This is a genomic window from Methanosarcina sp. (genome assembly GCF_035390745.1).
In the GTDB taxonomy this organism is placed as follows: Archaea; Halobacteriota; Methanosarcinia; order Methanosarcinales; family Methanosarcinaceae; genus Methanosarcina.
This window is the reverse complement of record NZ_DAOOUJ010000030.1, coordinates 1-21570: the sequence shown is the minus strand read 5'-3', so window position 1 is coordinate 21570 and position 21570 is coordinate 1. Positions and strand designations below refer to the sequence as shown.

Genomic DNA, 21570 nt, shown 5'->3' with positions numbered 1-21570 from the left:
CCATAGATGGGATAAAACTGAGGCGTGAGTGTCCCTGACGCCTTTTTTATCTTAAACAAGTATCCTTAAACGATAAGTGGCAAAGTAGTGAATGCATCAGGTTTATTGAAAGCACTTTTTGACTTTCACTTCATGGGTGATTAATGCATAAGGTTTATTTTTGGACCTGAGGAATTGCCCTGAATTGGTAATATGTATAATCTGAAATTTCTATTAAGTTTGTATAGGTTTAGTTACGTGAAATTCTTTACGAATCCAGTAGTGATGAATGGATGAAATGGTTAATATATGATATGACCGGACATAACAGCTCCCGCCCGCCTTAAAGCAACTTCGGCAAAACAGGACTCCTGTAAGTCACATGTCCTAAATTCATATGTTTAATGCCCGCAGGCTTTAAGAACTTTGTGGTTATTTAGGAAGTTAGCTAAACCTGAATTTTTTAATTTGTTATTGATAAATTTAAGTATAGTAGTTTTCTGGAAAGATTCTTAAGATTCTAAAAATTGCCGGATTGGAAAAATTTAGAAAAGTATTTATAAAACAAAAGACGTCTAAAAATTTGAACGAGCGAGACAAATACACTGTTTTATATACTAACCCCCCCACTCCCAACTCGCTCGTTCAGACCCCCCCCCCTTAAAATCAATTATTCTCTTATTATTTTCTGGAAATTATTTAAACTGGATATTTTAAGAAAAAGAAGTACATCTTCAAAGGAAAGCGTTTATAAGAAATCCTTTTTTAAAGAGTTTCGGAAGGCTCTTTTGCATTTATCTTTTGCATTTAAAAACTTATAATAGGTGCGAAGCACTATTATGAAAAGCATGGGAAGCTATTCTGGTGCGAAAGATACTGAAGGTGAAAGTCCTCGAACAGCAGACGAAATTCAGGAAAAAACCTCTGAAAATGTTTCCGCAAATACCAGGACAGAGAAAGAGCTTACAAAAGTAGTAATTATAGGAGGGGGAGCCTGTGGGATGGCAGCTGCCACCAAAATTCGAAGGCAGAGTGATTTCAATATAACCGTACTTTCATGGGACTCTCACACAGCTTACAGTCACTGCGGAATTCCTTTCGTCCTGGGAAAAGAAATTGAAAGTTTTGAAAAACTAATTGTAAAGCCTCCAGGTTTTTTCAGGGAAAACAAAATCGACGTAAAGCTGAACGAGAAAGTCAGGTCAATAGATCTGACCGGGCAGGTTGTTGTTACAGGAGAAAGTACATATCCTTTTGATAAGCTGGTAATTGCTACAGGGAGCCTTCCCTTTATATTCCGCAAAAGCAGGGCAAATATTTTACCTTACGGAATCTTTACGCTCAGAAACCTTGCTGACGGTATACTCTTTGGAAAAGCACTTGAAACTGCCCGGACAGTCTGTGTCATAGGTGGAGGCACTATAGGAATCGAATGTGCTTCAGCCCTGATAAAGAGGGGGATCAAGACAATACTCATAACCCGAAGCAAAAACCTGCTTTCCAGGCAGTTTGATTCCGATATGTCTGCGATTGTCAGGGCACACCTTGAAGCTCTTGGTGTGGAAGTTATCACAGAAGAACCTGTAGTTTTGCCTGAAAGCTTCTGGAAACAAAGAACCTTATTTATAAAGGACGGAAAACTCCATGCAGATCTTGTTCTTCTGGCAACCGGCGTAAAGCCTGAAACCTGGCTTGCCAGAGAAGCGGGAATAACTATTGGAAAATCGGGAGGAATAGTCGTCAATGAAATGCTTCAGGTAAAAGCAGGAGAAAAGTTCCTCTCCCATGTGTATGCAGGGGGAGAATGTGCTGAGGTTACTGATCTTATAACCGGGGAAACAAGGCTGAGCCAGCTGGGCACTACAGCACGACGTATGGCAGATGTGATAGGAAACAATATAACAGGCAAACATTCCACTTTCGGCCCCCTTGCAGATCCCTGGGTAGCCGTTGCCGGAGACCTGCAATTCGGAGGAGTAGGACTCACATCCGGTCAGGCTGAAAAGCAGGGAATAAAGGTTGTAACAGGCTTTTCCCGGGGGCGCACAAGAGCTTCTTACTATCCTGGACGGAAAGACCTCTACATAAAACTTCTTTTTAAAGGCAACTGCCTTGCAGGTGCACAGCTTGCAGGAGGAGAAGGTATAAAAGAAAGAATCGATGCCCTCTCTCTTGCAATAAGAAAGAAAACAACAATAAAAGACCTTCTCAGCCTTGAAACCTGCTATGCACCTCCGGTTTCCATGCTTGTTGACCCTCTAATCCCGGCTATAAAAACCGCAGTTAGGAATATGCGGGAAGTTAAGGCAGATGAAAAGTATCAGGCTGAGAAATTAAATTGAAAATACGGTTAAATCACAAAAATAAGGCAATTGAGTGAAAAATTGAAGTAAAACCTGAATGAAAAGATGAAAAAATGCTGAGTTAAAGCTGAATGAAAAGTTAAGTGAACAATGGGGAGAGGGAAATGATAGAAATTGACGGTTCTTATGGTGAAGGAGGAGGGCAGGTAGTCAGAACCGCTGTTGCCCTTTCTGCAGTAACTGGAGAGGAAATAAAGGTTACAAATATAAGGAAAAACAGGCCAAATCCAGGCTTGAAACAGCAGCACCTTAAAGCCCTGGAAACTGCGGCAAGTATCTGCGGGGCACGGGTTTCAGGGCTTTCTCCGGGATCTACAGAGTTATTTTTTGCTCCAGTGGAAATAAAGGGGGGTAAGTATAATATTGATATCGGAACCGCAGGAAGTATAACCCTGCTTTTGCAATGCATTATGCCGTCCCTGCCTTTTGCAAAAGAAAAAGTCAAGTTAACAATTAGAGGTGGAACTGACGTTGCCTGGTCCCCCACAATAGACTACCTGCAGCATGTAACCCTCAGGGCACTTGACCAGTTTGGATATGCGGGCAGCGTAACCCTGGAAGAGCGCGGTTACTATCCCAGGGGAGGAGGAAAGGTTTCAGCTGTTTTTGAACCCTGTAAACTTCATGGTTTTCATTTTCGGGTGACTGAAGAAAATAAAAGGTCAGGGGAGAGCCAGAAGGAAAAAATCATGGGAATTTCACATGCATCGAACCTTCCAGCCCATGTGCCATCCCGCCAAGCTGAAGCTGCCAGATCCCTTCTTCTTGAAGCCGGGTACACTTCCCGGATAGATATCAAATCCTGCGAATTTTTTTCCACGGGAAGCGGGATAACTCTCTGGAGCGGTTACTGCGGGGGAAGCGCTCTTGGAGAGAAGGGGCTGCCTGCTGAAAAAGTAGGAAGACGCGCAGCAGAAGAAGTTATTGCAGAACTCAAAGCAGGAACTGCTGTGGATATTCATCTGGCAGACCAGCTGATCCCGTACATGGCACTTGCAGGTAACAGTTCCTACACTGTAAGGGAGCTGACCCTGCATGCTGCAACAAATATCTGGGTTACAGAACAGTTTCTGGATGTGAAATTCAAAATAGAGGAAGAAAAAGGTTTTTTTAAAGTATCGGTAGATTGATAAAAAGATAAAAGTGAAGAAAAAAATAGAAAAATAACACTAAAAAAGTAATAAAAGTAAGGAGAGATCAGTCCTCGAGTACATAAAGGTACTCAGGAGGTATCTTTTCTGCAAGCACGATGTAATCCGTTGCAAGTTTTAAAGAAATTCCATCTTCCTGAGCTCTGAAGGCATCAACCTGCAGGATAACAGGGCTTTCAGTGTGAATAAGGGCAACTTCAGCTGCCTTTTCATATGTAGTACTGAGATGTACATAGCGCTGTTTGATAGGGAAAATTCCATTTTCAAGCAGGACATCGACTTCCTCGGGGCTTGCCCCGTAATACACGTATGGAGTATCACTTTCCTCGTAGTCAAGGTCAACATTAACTGAATGTCCGTAACGCGCTCTGATCATGGACCCGCTGATCTGATATCTCCCCTTTTCATCGGACTCGACAAGGGCATAAAGATATTCCTTTCTCATCCAGTTATAACGCTTTTTCATAATCTCGCAGAAAACATTAAGGTCCACCCAGCCGTACTTATCCATTTTAACTCCTGCAGATGCCGGAAAGTGCCGGAGAGTACCCGATACGAACCTGCCAAGCTTTTCTTCTCTGCTGTCGTCAAGCACGTACCTACCAGGGCGTTTACACTGCTGACAGCTGCCTCCTCTAAAATAGCCGTGCTCAGTGCATTTTCGAATCATGATATCACGTACATAATGAAACTTTACCATAAATAAGGTTTTGTTTTAATTAACTTTATTTCTTAGAACTGGTTTTTGAAAAGAGAGTTTCAAGCTTTACCTTAAAACTTCCGACATCTTCCTTTCAGTTATTTTCTTTTCACTTTTCATTTCAGGTGTTCATTATATAATAGATAGTGTCGCGTGTAGAATACTTTCACCCTGCATACGCTAATCTTTTGTAAGACACCTTACATACCGTATCAAGGGATCTTTAAAAAATAACGATCTTTGCTTTAAAAGACAACGATCTTTGAAAAGTAACCTGAAGAAGTAACCGGAAAGGAGAGGACTTACCAAATAATATTTAATTTTCAGGGAATTTTCAGGGATATTCTTATTACGCATTAGCAAAAGGACGTATAGAGTCTGGTTATTTCGCATATAATAATGAGAAAGTTTGCCTTAAACTTAAAAATATTCAACCTGAATTTTATACCAAACCTGCCCCTGAAATATATTTGATTTCCAAATACCTCACACATTGAAAACGCTTTGAGTCTTGAAATAAAGTTCACATTAACGCTCTTTCAGGAATAAAACCTGATTTTAAGGTAAGTACATATATCGAAAAAAGTATCATCAAGCATTGAAAGTGAGCATCAACTATTCAAGGGAGTAACATGACCGATATTGAAACTATTTATAAAAAGCTCAGCCACGTCATAAGCAGAGAGGATTTCCTGAAGCGCATAGAGGAAAAGGTCGAGAACATGGGAGGGCTTTGTGATGATGCAATGGCTGCCATGCTGGTCGCCAATGAACTGGGTTTCTCGGATGCGGGCAGAGACAGCATAAAAATAGAAAATATTACCCCCGAGAGTGGACCTGTTAATTTTATTGCAAGAATTATTTCAGTTTTCGATACAAAAGAGTTTACACGAAACGACGGGACCATAGGAAGGGTGGGAAACCTTATCGTCGGAGACGAGACAGGGAAAATAAAGTTAACCCTGTGGGACAACATGGCAGACCTGATTAAAACGGAAAAAGTAAAGGTAGGGCAAACCGTCCAGATCAGCGGATTTGCAAAGCAGGGATATTCAGGCGTGGAAGTCAACATAGGCAATAATGGAGTCCTGACCGAAAGTGAAGAAGAGATTGATGTGGTTTCAAGCAGTCAGAAAATAAAAGATATAAAAGATGGCATGGGAGACCTCAACGTTATCGGAAAGGTACTTGAAGTTTCCGAAGTCAGGACCTTCCAGCGAAAAGATGGCAACAGCGGAAGGGTCGGAAACCTTACGCTTGGGGACGAAACAGGTACACTCAGAGTAACACTCTGGGACGAAAAAACTGATTTTCTAAATCAGATTGAGTATGGGGATACTGTAGAGCTCGTCAACGCTTACGCCCGGCAAAATGCCTTTACTCAGAAAATTGAACTGCAGATAGGGAACAGGAGCATAATCAGGAAAAGTGAAAAGAAAGTCGAATATGAAGAGGAATTCACCCCTATTGCAGATATAAAAGCTGACATGAATAATATTAATATTTCAGGAAGGGTGCTTGATATCTCAGAAGTCCGGACTTTCGAGAAAAAAGATGGGTCTACTGGAAGAGTGGGAAATATTCTTCTGGGCGATTCTACAGGCAAAATAAGACTGACAGTCTGGGACGAAAAAACCGATTTTCTTGAAGAAATTGACTTTGATGAGACCGTTGAAGTCCTTAACGCTTATTCCCGGGAAAATACTTTCAGCCAGCAGGTTGAACTCAGCCTGGGAGCCAGAGGAATAATTCAAAGAAGTGAAAAAAAGGTTGATTACAGAGAGAAATTTACTGATATAGCTGACATTGTCCCCGGGGAAAGTTATTCTGTACAGGGAAAAGTTTCCGAGATAGGAGAACTCAGAGAATTTGAAAAAGAAGATGGAACCGGAAATGTTGTCGCAAACCTTCAGATAAAAGATGAGACAGGAAGCATCCGGCTTACTCTCTGGGGAGAACAGGCCTATGTGATAGAAGACCTGGATATCGATTCCGAAATCCAGATCATTGACGCATATGCCAGGTATGGGCTGAACGAAGAAATGGAATTAAGTGTTGGAAACAGGAGCAGAGTGATTATTCTCTGATCATTCCCCTGTTTTATATTTGTTTAAGTTTTCTCATGATTTTGCTTCTCATTCATCAATCTGTTTATTTCCAATCTGTTTATTTTCCGTTTATTCGTCTACTTTTTACTGTAGTTATTTATTTTATATTCGCTTTTATCGCTCTTAGTTTTTGATACCTATTTTGTGCTGAATGACTATAGAATTCTGTTGAGTTTTTTAGAGTATGTTCAGCTCTGGATTTTACTGAATTTGTCAAATTTTTATTTCCTTTTATCTGACAACCATTTCAGCCATCATTTAGACCCTATCTGGTTTCTTCATTGTTTTTTCAAAAAATAGAAGCAGTTATAAACCCGGATATTTTCAAGTAAAAAATAAAAAAGTGAGTTCCAGTGGAAATATAGGGGTTTGAAAAATTTCCTGTGAGAAAAATCAATAGCATTGTAAATATAATTAAGGATGTTTTATTTTTTTTAAGATTTTTTCAAGAAGTATATTTTCCTTCCGCTACTTCTCCATAATATTTTTTAGAGATGACTCTATATTTTTCATTTTGAGCAAAAATCTCCAGTGGAAATAAAGGGGTTACGAAAAAATTCCTGCGGGACTTTTGAAAAACTCTCATGAAGAAGACAGAAAGCTCAGCCTCAAAAAGGAGTTGCTTCGCCTACATTGAGTAAAATTAAGATATCAACCAGATGAAATGCCGTTATCATTATGTACCATTGACTCGTATATATCAAGTACCGTAAAAAGGTCTCAAAAGTGCGGGAAAGAGATTTGAACGAAAAATTTTACGGATAACCGGCTTTTCAGGATTTCCTTCCGGAGCAGTATCAAACGGGGAAATTTAAAGAGTCTGGAAGATTTTTCCACAGGAAATTAAAACCCTGAAAGAGCTTTTAAAAGAGAATTTGCCGGTTTTGGGTGTTGAATAGGTAAAGGGGGAACTGCAACCAATGGTACAAGACCCTGAAAGGGAAACTGGTACTGATATTCACAACAGAGAAATTGAGAAGGAGGTCTCAGTTGCTGAAGTTATGAATAAAGCAGTCATAACAATGGATATTAACTCAGATATTCCTGCTATTGCAAAAGAAATGATAAGTCGCGATGCAGGAAGCGTTATTATCACAGAAAACGGAAAGGCAATGGGGATCATAACTGAAAGAGACATTGTAAAGAGCGTCATTACCCGGAACAGGAAACCAAGTGAGGTGGATGCAAGCGAAATTCTCTCCACCCCTCTGATAACTGTGGACCCTGCGACCAGTATAATTGAAGCTGCGAATATAATGCTGAGAGCCAATGTAAAGAGACTCCCAGTCCTCGAAAACGGTACAATCATAGGGGTGATTTCGAATACAGATATCCTGATGGTAACACCCGGTCTCAATACGATCCTCAAAGATCTTATTGATATGAATCGGGAAGCTCTCCTCTCTATCCCCTCAATTGAAGAAGTCTCTGAGGAGCTTACTACAGGAGTATGTGAATCCTGTGAAGTTTTTTCAGTGGATCTCAAATTCTTTGACGGCAGATACTTATGTGAAAAATGCCGGCAGGAGGAAGGAGAAGACTACGAGTAAACCACACGCGAACCGCAATCACGAGTAAATTATAATTTTGAGATATATGTTTGAGATCTTGACTTTCAACATTCTATTTTAAAGAGAGCAGAGGAAGGTAAACAATGATTGTCAGCGAGATTATGTCAGAAGGGCCTGTAAGTATCAAAGAAGGGGATTTCGTAACTCACGCCCGTCAGCTGATGCGTGATCGCTTCCTTCGGGGTATTGTTGTTGTTGATGAGGGAAACAGGCTTGTGGGAATGCTAAATGACCAGGATATTATGAATGTTACATCCACACGCTCAAACGTTACGGTGAGCGGATATGCAAGGCAGTCCCCGACGGTCACTCCAGATATGGATGTTGTGAAAGCTGCAAAGTTAATGGTGCAGTCAAAACAGAACAGGGTTCCCGTTGTCAAATCAACAACAGACCGCACGGTTGTGGGAGTTCTCAGTGATGTGGATATTCTCAGAAACGTGGAACTTCCCAGAACTGTTTCGAAATCCATTGATTCTATTATGACAAAAAAAGTCAAAACCTGTTCTCCAGATGAAAGGATCTCCAGAGTCTGGAACTATATGATAGAAACAGATTATACCGGCATTCCAGTGGTTTCAGATAAAGGGAACCCCATCGGAATGATAACTAGAAGGGACATACTTAAATCAGGCATTTTAAGGATGTCTATAGAAGACGAAAGGGCATCAAGACCAAACGAAAGCCCCAAAGTTGAAAAGATCATGTCAACTCCTGCTTATACTCTTTCAGAGAGTGATTCCATTAAAAATGCAATTGAAATGGTTGTCAAGCGCGATATAGGAAGAGTTACTATAGTAAATGAGCAGGGCAAAATATCCGGAATCGCTGACAGACAAGATCTCCTGGAGTCCATAGTCAAAGGGTGGACTGAGTAATCTTAAGGAGCAAAAAGATAAATATCAGGTTTTAGCTCAAAAGTATTATAACGATTAAAGATTATAATTAATAGAGATTACAGATTGGAAAACAAGAGTAAGTGTTCAAAAGACTCGAGAGAAAATTGCTTTAAGGCTTTGTCTGTCTTCAGCACTAACCATGGACTTGAGGCTGCGATTCAAGCCTCAGGGGAAATTCCTGCGAAATGCAGGTAGGAAAAACGGAAGATGAAAAAAGCAATTAACTGCAACTCGATTCGGTGATCCTATTGAGCAAAAATACGACATTTGTACCAGTCGAAAAGATGAATGTTCAGCCAAACCTGAACAAATCAGGCAAAAAAGCGCAGCAGAAAGACCCACATATGGTCAGCAGCAGGGGCACAATGAGAATTGGCCCTGATTTTAAATCCCGAATTTCAGAACATGAGGGAAAAATTCTTGCTCTCGCTACAAGAAATGTAGTAACTCTCCCTCCCACTGCAACCATCATGGATGCAATAAAGATCATGACTGAAAGGAAATTCAGGCGTATTCCTATCACAGACGCAGGAACGGGGAGACTGGAAGGGGTAATTACTTCCGTTGATATCATTGATTTCCTGGGAGGCGGCAAAAGAAACCTCCTTGTCACAAACCGCTTCAAAGGCAACCTTCTTGCTGCAATAAATGAAGAAGTGCGGCAGATCATGGATACTGATGTTGCATACATCTATGATCAGGCAGATTTTAAGGAAGCCGTTAAGACAATGCTTGAAAGAAGGACCGGGGGCCTGCCAATAGTAAACAATGAAATGCAGGTTGTCGCTATCTTTACTGAAAGAAACGCCGTGGAACTGATGGGCGGACTTGTAACAAATAAAACTGTTGATGAGTATATGACCAAAAATGTCACAATGGTAACAACAGATACCACTATAGGACAGGCGGCAAAAGTAATGGTGCAGAACAGATTCCGAAGACTTCCTGTGGTAAAGGACGGAATCTTTGCTGGAATAGTTACTGCCTCCGATATTGTTCATTTCCTGGGCAGAGGAGATGCGTTCAGTAAACTCACAACAGGGAATATTCATGAGGCTCTGGACCAGCCTGTAGGCTCTATTGTTTCAAAAGAACTGATCTGGACCAGCCCTGGCACAGATATGGGAAAGGCTATGGAAATAATGCTCGAGAAAAAGATAGGTTCACTTCCGATTCTGGAAGAGGGAATGCTACGCGGTATTATTACAGAGAGCGATTTCCTGCGAGGTTTTGACATTTAACAGGAGTTTCAATCAGGCTATGTGTGAAATCTGGTAAACCAGAAAAGACCTGCTAAACAAGGGAATATTCAATTAAATCAGATAAACTTCTGTTAAACCAAACCAGAACTGATAAACCAGGATTTGCCCGGAAATTCAAAAAAAATCCGGGTTCAACTTTATTAAAAGGTTGAAAGGAGGTAAATTTCTCAGCTGGGCAGACCAGAATAAATTCTGTATTCTGGGCATATCTGTATTTTGGAGCGTAGCTGGTCCTTGAGAATAGATCCAGGGAAAGTTCTTTCAGGCTTCTTTGAGGCAAATTCCAGATACAAATTCTCTTAAATCAGCACATTTCTGATCAGTTTGCAACCCATACTCATTCATTATATGATTTACCTAAATTGCATGATTTACATGACTTACATAATATAAGTTAGATATTATATAAGTTAGCTATAATATAAGTTAAATATTATATAAGTCAGCTATAATATAAGTTAAAAAGGACGGCAGATACTGGCAAAACATTAGAATTTAAAGGAAAGTTTATAATAAGAATTATAAAGTTTATACTTGATTCAAAAACTATAATTATTAATACTTATATATTGTAAAAATGAAGGAGGTATTCAATGAATGTGGCGGACATCATGAGTTCACCTGTGTACGTTATCAACGCAGATGAACCCGTGTCACATGCAAGAAATCTGATGTTAAGACACAGAATCAGTACATTGCTTGTCCTCAATGAGGGCAAAATGGTGGGAATCGTCACGAAATCAGACATCACCAACCGTCTGGCTCAGGCCGAACCTCTCTGGAGGAGACGACCGATAGACCAGATCCCTATCAAGTTGCTGATGACAGAGTCCGTAATCACCATTTATCCCGAGGCCTCCATTTCCCAGGCAGTCGCCTTGATGCTTGAGAACGGGGTACATAATATTCCGGTGGTGAAAAACGATATCGTAGGTATGGTCACCAGAACAGATATCGTGCGCTATGTTGCCGAACATGCTGAGGAAATAGAAACAGATATACCAAGACTGATGACCGAAGATGTTGTTTCTGTTCACAGGCACCACACAATCAACCATGTCATAGACGAACTGAATAAAAATGAAATTGAGAGAGTAATAGTTAAAGATGATGCTGGAAAACCTGTTGGAATGATTTCAAGGAGAAGCCTTGCCCTGAATCTCTTAACTGATAATGAAGGCAAACTTTCAACAAAAAGTATAAAGATGACACGAAAGTCTTCACCTGCGGGTCAGAAAACTTACAGGTATGTAAAAGAAGTTCCCTTAACAGCAGAAGACATCATGATTTCTCCAATAATTTCCATCGATATAAACGAGAAAATTAGCGATGCTGCAAAAAAATTGATTGAAGAAGGGATAAATGCCCTGCCTGTCAGTGAAGGTGAAGAAATAGTAGGAATACTGAGCAGGACAGATATCATGAAAGCCGTGCTCTGAAAAGTAAATCTACAGCATCATGTATCATGCGGAGGTATATACGGTAAAAAGTAACGAAAAGACGATAGCTAAAAGCAAAAGAAGGATGCAAAATAAAACTGGAAAAATGGATGTATTAAAGTCTGTAAAAACGCAAGAACGTCTGTAAAACAGAAATTGCGCAGAATTGAAAATTAGAACTCTGGATACGCATGAGGTGAAATGCATGCAAGTTAAAGACATAATGGTACAACCACACAGAATTGATAAGTCAGACACCATATCTCACGCCCTTGATCTCATGGAAAAGAAAGACACAAAGCGTCTTCTTGTAGTCCATGACAACCAGGTACTCGGAGTACTTACCATGAGAGGTCTGACAGAGCAGCTCGGAACTCGAAGAAAACAGAGCAAACCCGCATCCTCTTTGCATGTTGCAACAGCCGTATCCGACAACTTTGTAAAGGTTTTGCCAGACACTGACATTAAAGATGCCCTTACCCTGATGAAAAAGAAAGGAGGGGTGATCATTGTCAGTGATAATGGAAACGCAATGGGCTGGGTGACCCCGCAGGAGTTTATGAAGGTAAACCGTTTCACAGGCTTTGTCGGGGAAGTAATGGAAAAATACCCGATCACTGTCAGCCCTTCAGACCGTGTAAGTCACGCCAGGCGCCTGATTCTTGATAAGAATGTGGGAAGGCTGCCGGTAATTGAAAATGGGAAACTTGTAGGAATCATCGCAGAGGATGATATCGCTTTTGCGATGCGCTCTTTCAGGGATCTGGTAGCTGACAACCAGCAGGACTCCAGAATAAAGAACCTGCTTGTTGGAGATATTATGACCCGCAGTGTGGTCAGTGTTCACACCAATACTCCTCTTTCAGATGCAGTAAACAGCATGCTTGAACACGATGTTGGAGGTGTTCCTGTCCTCAACCTGGAGGAAGAGCTTGTTGGTTTCCTCGCACGCAGGAACGTCATAAACACAATTCAAGAATGAAGCCTTAGAGAAGAAAAGAGAGACAGAAAAAGGTCTGCCCCTTAAGGGACAGGCCTTCCTGATCTTTTAACATTTCCTTTTTTACCTGTTATCGATTTTCACTGACATGTAATTATTTTCCTATTATTCTATAATTTTCAATTGCCTGAAGATGCCACTTAACAATTGCTTCTGTTTTAGAATGACTTGTCTCCGCTAAGCAAGTCTCCAATTATGCCGTTGCCTCCAAGGGACTTTTCATCTCTGTTACGGCCGCCACCGTAAGAAGAAGCTGCAAAAATCCTGTCTGCAAGGCGCGAGAAAGGAAGGCTCTGCATGTACACGGTTCCGGGACCTGTCAGGGTGGCAAGGACAACTCCTTCACCGCCAAACAGGGCATTTTTAAAGTCTCTTGACCACGTTATATCATAAGTCACATTTTCGGTAAAAGCTGCTACACAGCCCGTGTCAACATGATAAGTCTCACCCGGAGCAAGGTCCTTTTTTATGACCGTCCCTCCGATATGGACGAATGCCAGACCGTTACCTTTCAGCCTCTGAAGGATGAAACCCTCGCCGCCGAAAAACCCTGCACCTAGTTTGCGGGTAAAAGCTAATTCCACTTCCACTCCGCGGGCAGCACAGAGAAAAGAATCCTTCTGGCAGAGAACGCTACCTCCAAACTTTGTAAGGTCAAGAGCAAGAATCTTACCCGGGTACGGGGCTGCAAAGGCTACATGCCCTTTTCCGGAGCCTTTATGAATAAAGCTTGTAATAAAAAAGCTTTCACCCGTCAGGGCTCTTTTCAGTCCTTTTTTCAGACCTCCCAGGAGTCCTCCACCTTCATTGCCCAAATTTGTCTGCATCTGGATTCCGGGACCCATATATGCCATAGCTCCGGCTTCTGCCTGAACCGCCTCACCAGGGTCAAGTTCAATCTCAACAATCTGCATATCGTCGCCAATAATCTCGTAGTCGATATCGTCAGCTATTTTGTAGCCTCCTTATTTACATTAAAATTAAAATACAGAAGAAATTAGAAGCCACATATTTAAAAAGTTTCTTGATAGATAGGATAGTCTTTATAAATAAAGTATATCTCGTCTGCTTCCTGTCCCGAAATCCTGTGATGGATGACAACTTATTTTACGCCCGAAAACAGATAAATAAGTATGAATAAAGGGGAAAATGAGGTAATAGACCCTGGCTTTGTTGCGCGGCTGGCTGGCTTTCTGGGGTTTGATGAAGAGAGGGTTCAACACCTTTTTGAGAAAAACTATCTTGCAAAAAACTGGGGAAAGCATGACTATCTGTTCCGTTTCGACAAAGAAATTTCCCGCATAGAAAGAGGGACAGTGCTTTACGAAAAAGGGGATTCTTTTGAAGTAATTATGGGTTTTCCCAAAATCCGGAGAGCTATGGTTCTGGACCCCACTCTAAAGAAACATTTCAACGGGCTTGAAAAGGTAGCTGTAGAAGAAAAAATGAACGGGTATAATGTCAGGGTTGCAAACGTAAAAGGTGATATCGTGGCAATCACCCGAAGCGGCTATGTCTGCCCTTACACAACTGAAAGAGCAAATGTGAAACTGAACCTGAAGTTTTTTGACGATTTCCCGAATCTTGTGCTCTACGGGGAAATGGTAGGCCCGGATAACCCTTATGTTCCAAAAGAGATTTACGGCATCGAATCCGTGGAGTTCTATATCTTCGATATCCGGGAAAAAAACAGCGGCAACCCTCTTCCACTAAGCGGAAAGAAAAAAATTCTGGAAGAATATGGTTTTTTGCAGGTTGAATCTTTTGGAGAATTTCCCCTGCAGACAGCCGCAGAAGAAATTGCTGAAATCATCCGGGAACTCGGGAAAATAGAACACGAAGGTGTGGTGATAAAAGATCCTGATATGGTTCTTGCCCCCCTGAAATACACCTCTTCCCAGAGCAATTGTTCGGACCTCAGGCATGCCTTTATGTTCTACAACGAAGCCGGAAGAGACTTCATGCTCTCCAGAATTGTCAGAGAGGGATTTCAGACCGTCGAATGGAACGAAAATGAAGCTGAGTTCGAAAAGCGTTATATGCAGCTTGGGGAAAGCATCCTGAACCCCTTGAGAGAGTCGATAAGGAGAGTAAAGAACGGGCAGAGGCTCTATGAAGAGGTCAGGATACGGGTAAGGAACCCAAGAACTGCAACAGAATTCGAGAATTACCTCAAAAGGCTTGGGGTAGATGCTATCTTTGAACCACCGCAGCCTGCAGGAAACGAGTATCTGATAAACATTAAAAAAGTCAATAAAAGCACCAATGATAAAACCCAGGCGATATGGGAAGGAGAGCTCTGGTGACAGGGTTTGTCTATCCATAAACCTGTTTTCAGTTATTTTTGATTAGCTCCTTGCTTAACCGATTTGATTTTTTGATTGATTTACTTTTTTAATGGTTTATTTTACTGTATATTTTCCGGCTATTTTGTCCTTAATCGATTTGCTTATCTTAATAGGTGCTTTTTCTTACATGATTCCCTTAATAGACGCTTTTTCTTACATGGTTTCCTCGGTAACAGTGAGAAAAGAAATATATTGAAGTATATTAATACCAGAGGCAAATACAAAGTTAGAGAAAGCGATACTCTAAAAGTTGCAGCTTCAAAATGAGTATAGTACTTTAAAATAAGTAAAGTAAGTTGTAGTTTCAAAAAGCTGCTGTTTCAGAAATGTTAAGCATTAAGATTCGATTAATCTTTGAAATCCGATTAATCTTTAAATTCAATTAATCTGCATTCAAAACAAACTCAACAATCTGAAAATACTCTCATACATATCATAGATTTCGAAAACATTCATTTAGAAAAGGGGACTCAAAATGGTAAATGTTGCAATTATAGGGACAGAAAAAAGCGGCAGGACCTCACTTGCTGCAAACCTCGGGAGAAAGGGAACTTCCTCCGACATAACAATGTACAATAATGATAAGGAAAGCCGCAAAATGGTTTTTGTGGACGCTCACACCTATCCGAAAACCCTCAAATCCCTGATTACGGCACTGAATATTTCCGACCTTGCAGTCCTTTGCATTCCTCCTCAGGGTCTGGATGCCCACACCGGAGAATGCATCATTGCCCTGGACCTTCTGGGCTTTAAACATGGAATCATTGCCCTGACAAGGTCGGACAGCACGCACATGCATGCAATTGACGAGCTGAAAGCAAAATTAAAAGTTATCACTGCAGGAACTGCACTTCAGGACTGGGAATGTATCTCCCTCAATACAAACAAAAGCGCAAAAAACCCCTTTGAAGGCGTTGATGACCTTAAAGCCAGAATCAATGAGATGGCAGAAAAAATAGAAGCTGAACACGCAGAACTTAACAACCTGCCTGCAAGAATCTTTATAGACCACGCTTTCAATGTGACAGGCAAGGGATGTGTTGTTCTCGGGATTGTCAAGCAGGGCATATCAAAGGACAAAGATAAAACCAAAATTTTCCCTCTGGAGAGGGACATCGAAATCCGCTCTATTCAGAGCCATGACGTGGACATCGACAGTGCCCCGACCGGCACAAGAGTTGGTATGCGCCTCAAAAATGTTCAGGCAAAAGATATAGAGAGAGGCTTCATCATTTCCGATAAGGAAATTGTAACTACCGACTATACCCTGGAATGCACGATCTCAAAATTTACAAAAAAAATAGAGCCTGCAAGTGTACTTCACCTCTTTGTTGGGCTTCAGTCCGAGCCTGTGCGCGTTGAAAAGATCCTGGTTGATGGAAATGAAGTAAAAGAAGCAAAACCAGGAACAACCTGCATACTTGAACTTTCAGGAAACAAAAAGGTTGCTTACAGCAAAGAAGACCGCTTCCTGCTTGCAAACCTTGATCTTACCCAGCGCTTTGCAGCATATGGTTTTTCGAAATAAAATAAAAAGAGAAACCGGATTAAAAGGAACTGATGCAGAAGGGAAAAACATGGCTCAGGGAACAGACAGGGCCCTCTATGGCAGAGTCTTTCACAGAAATATCTGCTGGCAGCGCTCTTACGAAAGAGTGGAAGGTGAGGAGATCATAATGGCTCTTTACGGCAGCCTCAGAGACGGACTGCATAACAGCCGGCGTTTAAACCTTCCAAAAAGGTCAGACTTTCTGGGGATAACAACGATCAAGGGATATGCCCTTTACTCCCTGGGCGCTTACCCTGCTGTCTACCCGGATGAGAACAGTTATGTGATAGCAGAAGTGCGCAGGTTTTCAGGAAAAAAACAGCTTGAGGTTGCAAAATCCATTGATTATATGGAACTCTTTGGCGGGTACCACAGAGAATATCTTGATTTTGAAATAGAGCAACAGAAGATAAAGGGCTTCATCTATGTCTACGATGAAAAACCCGAAACTGAAATAATCAAGCACGGAGATTGGGTCAGATACCTGAAAGAAAAAGAACTGCCTGAATAAAAGAATCGAAAAAGAAGAAAAATAGCCATGAAAAAGTTAGAATAAAGAAAAAAATAAGGAAGTAAAGCAGTAAAAAAGTATCTGAGTAATACTCAAAAACTCACAGCTTCCTCAGGAACTCAAGGCTTTTGATCCCTTCTTCAACCGAAGCCATTTCGGTAACAAAGATTCCTTTATAATTAGGGAGTTTTTCCATAACGTGTTTCCAATCTACTGTACCCTCTCCGAGGGGGAGATGCTCATCTTTTTTGCCCATGTTGTCGTGAATGTGCACATGGGAAATCCGATCTCCAAGCTGGTCAAGAAACTCGTCTATTAGTCCAACAGTGTTAGCATGCCCCACATCGAAGGTAAAACCCACGTTGTGGCTCCCGACGGCATCGAGCATTTCCTGCATTTCGTCAGGGTATTTGCCAAAGATCTTCGGGAAATCAGGCATATTCTCAACAGCTATCAGGATCCCGAAATCTGCGGCAAAGTCGCATAATTCCCGTATGGAGGCTAGATTTGTCATATAGGCTTGATGCGGAACCTGCACCCCATAGGGTGAGAGATATCCGGGATGTACCACAGCAAGGTTTACATAGTTCGAGGCAAGGGTGAGGTAGTTTTTCATCTGCCTGAGGACTTCTGCACGTATTGAATCATTCAGGCCTGCAAGGTTCATATCAGAAAAAGGAAGGTGAAGGGTCAGTTCCAGACTGGTGGTTTCATAAATGTTCTTCAGGTTCTGAACGGTCTTGCTGCTAAGGCATTGTGATCCTTCCTGCACGATTTCCCAGCCTGTGTACCCGTAGTCTTCAAGCGTGTACGCCCATTTGAAAGGATCTTCAACGACCGCACGCGATGAAAAACTGATTCTATGCAGCTGCATGATGACAATTCATCCCCATTAATTCATCCTTTTATTAAGCTTCATTAAATAAATTTCACATAACTGGACTCTAGATTTCAGCTCCTTTCCACATGGTCCATTCCTACTTCAACAACCGGTATCCCTTCTTCAGTAAGAGGCAAAAGCCACTCAAAAAGCCTTTCCATTTCCTCGGAAGAGTCTGCCCTGATATCGACTTCGATGGATCCCAGTGGTTCTTTTTCAGCTGGAACGCTGGGAACTCCGACAAAAGCCGCCTGCTTGTTGAGCAAAAAACTAACCGAAAGATCTTCTCTGGATAATCCTTTATTGAAAACCTTGTTGCGTATGCTGTCTATGATTTGTTCTCTGCGGATAAGCCCGTGAAGGGTAAACAGCATATCAAGCCCTCCCTTGCCTGTAATACGAAAAGAGGGAGAAATTCCTTTTGCTGATTCGGTTGAGTCAAAATTTTCTTTCTGAAGCTCTATTCCGGTAAAAAGGTTTGAAATTGCTTTAATAACTTTTTCTGGGTCTTCCGTAGGATATACAGATGCGGAAACGTTTACACCTATCATGAGTGTCTCCATTTATACTTTCAAATGTTATTATTTTGAATTTGTCCTTAAAACGTTATTTTCAGAGCTTATTCTTGAATATTATCCTGCCACCTTTTTCTGGATGTTATTATTTTTTTGGGTCTGACCCTAAATAATTACTCAAGACCTCGACAACATCTTTTCTAAAAGTCTCAAGAGTGAAGTTATTTTCTATTTCTACATTGGAAGCATCTATAGCTTCTCCCATGCCCCAGCTGAGTTCTCTTTCATCCCTTTGGCGGAGACCTTCAATGCTGTTCATATCGTCGCTTCTTCCCCTTTTCTGGACCCTTGAGAAGCGGACTTCAATGGGAGCATAAATCGAAATCAGTATAAAGCCTTTTCCGAATTCCTTCCTGAAACATTCGACTTCGGCAATCCCGCGCACACCGTCCACAACTACAAGTTCTGAACCTGTTTCTTTTATCTGAGAAACACAGCGTTTGGCAACGGCGTCCATGCCTTCACACTTGCGGAGGTCCGTTGCAACCATTCCGGTATTGGAATCGTTGGGTTCAAGCCCACGCTTCAGTACTTCCTTCCGGATCACATCACCCATGATTATAACAGGAATGCCCATCTCGGCTGCAATCCTGGAAGCTTCAGATTTTCCCGAAGCTGGCATGCCAACGAACGCAATTATCTTCATCAAAAATTACCTTTTAAATATGAATTTCAGTAAATTTAGATCAGTAAATTTAGACCATTAATTATGATAAAAACTTAGATAGTAAGATATTATAGTAAGATATTAAACAGTATCAGATTTGAGTAATGTAGATCCGTACATGAAACATGAATTGAATATGAATTATAGTATTATAATATGATCCTAGTCAAACCACAGGATCATATATATTGTTTCCTGAAAAATGAATTGTTTTCTGAAAGGCCAAAAGAGAAAATCTGAAAGGAAAAATTGTAAAAAGAGAATTTTTAAAAAATCCAGATCAAAAAATAATCTGGACTTTTAAGAGAAATCCGGATCAAAAGACATCCGGGCTTTAAGAGAAGACTAAAGGAAAAGATTACGAGAACATTTTATTGAAGACTGAGGCTTTGAAGTCTACAAGTGGTTTGAGCCTGTAATCCTCAAGGAGAACTTTGCGGGTATTTTCCACAGGGACACTTAGAGATATTTCTTTTGTCCTTCCGTAACGGCCTTTGCTTACTACCACGGCATTGACTATTCCAAGCATATCGAGTTCCGACATCAGGTCAGTGACCCTGCGCTGGGTAAGAATGTCCACGTCAATATGATGACAGAGCTGGCGGTAGACGTTATACATCTCGCCTGTTGTAACGTTTTTGCCTTCTCGACCTCTGTTTCTGAGCAGGATAATGCTGTAGAGTACAAGCTTGGACTGGGTGGGAAGAGTACGCACAACTTCTACGACGCGGTCGATTTCGATCTTTTCCTGCGCGCGCCTTACATGTTCTTCAAGGACCTGGGGCTGGTTTTCTCTTTCAGCGATTTCTCCAGAAACCCGCAGAAGGTCAAGTGCCCTCCTGGCATCACCGTGTTCCTGGGCTGCAAAAGCTGCACATAATGGGATTACCATTTCACCCAGCACCCCATCATTGTAAGCCATTTTCGCCCTCTGTTTAAGGATATCACTTATCTGCTCGGCATCATAAGGTGGGAAGATAAGTTCCTCTTCACCCAGTGAACTTTTAACTCTTGGATCAAGAAACTCCGTGAATTTAAGGTCGTTAGAAACCCCTATCATACTGACCTTGGCTTTCCTGAGATCAGTGTTGATCCTTGAAAGGTTGTAGAGGACATCATCGCCTTTTTTTATTAGCTTGTCAATTTCGTCCAGAATAATGATGATAACCTGGTCTCTTGCATCGATTGCTTCCTTAAATTTCATGAAGACCTGGTCAGTTGGCCACCCGGTCATGGGAACCTCTTCTTCAAAATGTCTGGCAAGGTTTGCAAGGAGCCTGTACTGAGTGTCGATCACTTCACAGTTAATATAAACAACAGAACAGAAAATAGATTTGTCTTCACTTACTCTTTCAAGTTCTTTTCCCACATATCTGGTGACTGCAGTCTTTCCTGTTCCTGTTTTTCCGTAAATAAGGACATTTGAAGGGGTCTCTCCCCTGAGTGCGGAAACCAGGATTGTCGCAAGGCTGTTTATCTGGTCGTTCCTGTGTAATAACAGGTCCGGGGTATAAGAAGGCCGAAGAACTTCTTTATTTTTGAAAATTGACTTTCCGTCAAGTAATTTTTCGAATAAGCCGTCTAATGATTGAGCTTTTATCATGAGTGACCATCTTCATAAAAGTTATAGGACTACGGAGGTAATGGATTAAAGTAGCTTATGAGGACAACTGCAGTTAACGTATACAGTTAATATACAAATTTAATGAGTTATGCAAAGTTAATAAGCCGCTTAAGAAATTAACAAGCTGCAGAATTGTTTTTGCAGAATTGTTTTTCCTTTTTTTAATTTCAAATCTTACATAGCAAGGATATTTATGAAGCTTTAAATACTAATTTTCAAATTGTCTATCATTGTTGGTTCTCAGTAATTCTGAAAAACCGATTTACTATTTTTTGTATAATCTTGATAAGTCCTATGTTTAAGCTAACAGATTCACAAAGGGAGATGGATAGATAAATGCATATTTCTTAAAGTTAATGCCTGAAATTTTTGTTCCCGGCAAACTTCAGGTGACATGAAAAGTCAGTCACGCACTTTAGGGCATCTCTTAAGCCCTGACTAAATATGAGTTCGGAATGTTCTTTAGCTAAAATTTTAGACCAAATTTGTATATAAGCTTCTGTTTTTACTGCATATTTGCAGTAGATGCAATGGAAGTACACGGTATTAATAGTTATGGTGAAGACCCCTTTATTTCAACTGGAACCACTATTTTCCTTAAATACCACGTAAAATAATCATAATCAGTAGACCATATTGAAATAAAATAAAAAACAAAAAATTCCAGAGCCCCTGAAGGTTAGATTTAAATCCCCTTTTTCGCATGGAAAAAGATATAAGAATATTAGACCCCTTTATTTCCATTGAATGATAAAATATATTTATTAAAAAATAATAAAAGATAGGAAGTAAGATCATGTATTGAAACGAAATTGGTTGTATCAAGAATGAAAACAGTTTTAATGTGAATAAAAAAGCTAAAAACAAAATACATGATGAAAAAATAAAATCAGTCATCAAAAAGTATAGATTTACTTAAAAATAAACATATATAAGAAGTATTA

Annotated in this window: 17 protein-coding genes; 11 read left to right on the top strand and 6 right to left on the bottom strand. The window is 40.8% G+C overall.

Annotated elements, in window-relative coordinates; translation table 11 throughout:
* Positions 1-827: 827 nt before the first annotated feature.
* Positions 828-2321, top strand: coding sequence for an NAD(P)/FAD-dependent oxidoreductase (locus tag PLL47_RS08585; RefSeq protein ID WP_324445778.1), 1494 nt, complete (start codon positions 828-830; stop codon positions 2319-2321).
* 125 nt (positions 2322-2446) lie between these two features.
* Positions 2447-3472, top strand: a complete 1026-nt coding sequence (rtcA, locus tag PLL47_RS08580; RefSeq protein WP_324445777.1) for an RNA 3'-terminal phosphate cyclase — start codon at positions 2447-2449, stop codon at positions 3470-3472.
* Positions 3473-3539: 67 nt separating this feature from the next.
* On the opposite strand, the gene PLL47_RS08575 is transcribed toward rtcA, so the two are convergent.
* Positions 3540-4163: an RNA 2'-phosphotransferase gene (locus PLL47_RS08575; RefSeq protein ID WP_324445776.1), complete on the bottom strand. Its 624-nt coding sequence runs from the start codon at positions 4161-4163 to the stop codon at positions 3540-3542.
* Positions 4164-4825: 662 nt separating this feature from the next.
* On the opposite strand from PLL47_RS08575, the gene PLL47_RS08570 reads away from it, so the two are divergent.
* The 6 genes from PLL47_RS08570 (at position 4826) to PLL47_RS08545 (ending at position 12454) form a co-directional block, all read left to right on the top strand.
* Positions 4826-6280, top strand: coding sequence for a replication factor A (locus PLL47_RS08570; protein ID WP_324445775.1), 1455 nt, complete (start codon positions 4826-4828; stop codon positions 6278-6280).
* Between the two features lie 941 nt (positions 6281-7221).
* A complete protein-coding gene (locus PLL47_RS08565) occupies positions 7222-7851 on the top strand; it encodes a CBS domain-containing protein (protein ID WP_324445774.1) in 630 nt (209 codons plus the stop codon).
* A gap of 104 nt (positions 7852-7955) precedes the next feature.
* On the top strand, positions 7956-8750 hold the full coding sequence (locus tag PLL47_RS08560; RefSeq protein WP_324445773.1) for a CBS domain-containing protein: 795 nt from the start codon (positions 7956-7958) through the stop codon (positions 8748-8750).
* A gap of 260 nt (positions 8751-9010) precedes the next feature.
* Positions 9011-10012 carry a CBS domain-containing protein gene (locus tag PLL47_RS08555; protein ID WP_324445772.1) on the top strand — a complete coding sequence of 334 codons (1002 nt, stop codon included), beginning with the start codon at positions 9011-9013 and terminating at the stop codon, positions 10010-10012.
* 614 nt (positions 10013-10626) lie between these two features.
* A complete protein-coding gene (locus PLL47_RS08550; protein WP_324445771.1) occupies positions 10627-11472 on the top strand; it encodes a CBS domain-containing protein in 846 nt (281 codons plus the stop codon).
* A gap of 205 nt (positions 11473-11677) precedes the next feature.
* The gene (locus PLL47_RS08545) at positions 11678-12454 is read left to right on the top strand and encodes a CBS domain-containing protein (protein ID WP_324445770.1); all 777 of its coding nucleotides are present in this window, start codon (positions 11678-11680) and stop codon (positions 12452-12454) included.
* 176 nt (positions 12455-12630) lie between these two features.
* Here PLL47_RS08545 and PLL47_RS08540 read toward each other — a convergent pair whose 3' ends face one another.
* Complete coding sequence (locus PLL47_RS08540; protein WP_324445789.1) at positions 12631-13425, bottom strand: TIGR00266 family protein; 795 nt, start codon at positions 13423-13425, stop codon at positions 12631-12633.
* Between the two features lie 180 nt (positions 13426-13605).
* On the opposite strand from PLL47_RS08540, the gene PLL47_RS08535 reads away from it, so the two are divergent.
* The 3 genes from PLL47_RS08535 to PLL47_RS08525 all read left to right on the top strand — a co-directional run bounded on the left by PLL47_RS08535 (position 13606) and on the right by PLL47_RS08525 (position 16880).
* On the top strand, positions 13606-14778 hold the full coding sequence (locus PLL47_RS08535) for an RNA ligase (protein WP_324445769.1): 1173 nt from the start codon (positions 13606-13608) through the stop codon (positions 14776-14778).
* Positions 14779-15295: 517 nt separating this feature from the next.
* Positions 15296-16348 carry an elongation factor Tu gene (locus tag PLL47_RS08530; protein WP_324445768.1) on the top strand — a complete coding sequence of 351 codons (1053 nt, stop codon included), beginning with the start codon at positions 15296-15298 and terminating at the stop codon, positions 16346-16348.
* Positions 16349-16397: 49 nt separating this feature from the next.
* Positions 16398-16880, top strand: a complete 483-nt coding sequence (locus PLL47_RS08525) for a gamma-glutamylcyclotransferase family protein (RefSeq protein WP_324445767.1) — start codon at positions 16398-16400, stop codon at positions 16878-16880.
* Between the two features lie 100 nt (positions 16881-16980).
* Here the strand turns inward: PLL47_RS08525 and PLL47_RS08520 are convergent, their stop codons facing one another.
* The 4 genes from PLL47_RS08520 to PLL47_RS08505 all read right to left on the bottom strand — a co-directional run bounded on the left by PLL47_RS08520 (position 16981) and on the right by PLL47_RS08505 (position 20605).
* A complete protein-coding gene (locus tag PLL47_RS08520) occupies positions 16981-17754 on the bottom strand; it encodes a sugar phosphate isomerase/epimerase family protein (protein WP_324445766.1) in 774 nt (257 codons plus the stop codon).
* A gap of 77 nt (positions 17755-17831) precedes the next feature.
* A complete protein-coding gene (locus PLL47_RS08515) occupies positions 17832-18311 on the bottom strand; it encodes an RNA-binding domain-containing protein (protein ID WP_324445765.1) in 480 nt (159 codons plus the stop codon).
* A gap of 109 nt (positions 18312-18420) precedes the next feature.
* Complete coding sequence (locus tag PLL47_RS08510; protein ID WP_324445764.1) at positions 18421-18981, bottom strand: dephospho-CoA kinase; 561 nt, start codon at positions 18979-18981, stop codon at positions 18421-18423.
* A gap of 379 nt (positions 18982-19360) precedes the next feature.
* Positions 19361-20605, bottom strand: coding sequence for an ORC1-type DNA replication protein (locus PLL47_RS08505; RefSeq protein ID WP_324445763.1), 1245 nt, complete (start codon positions 20603-20605; stop codon positions 19361-19363).
* Between the last annotated feature and the right edge of the window lie 965 nt (positions 20606-21570).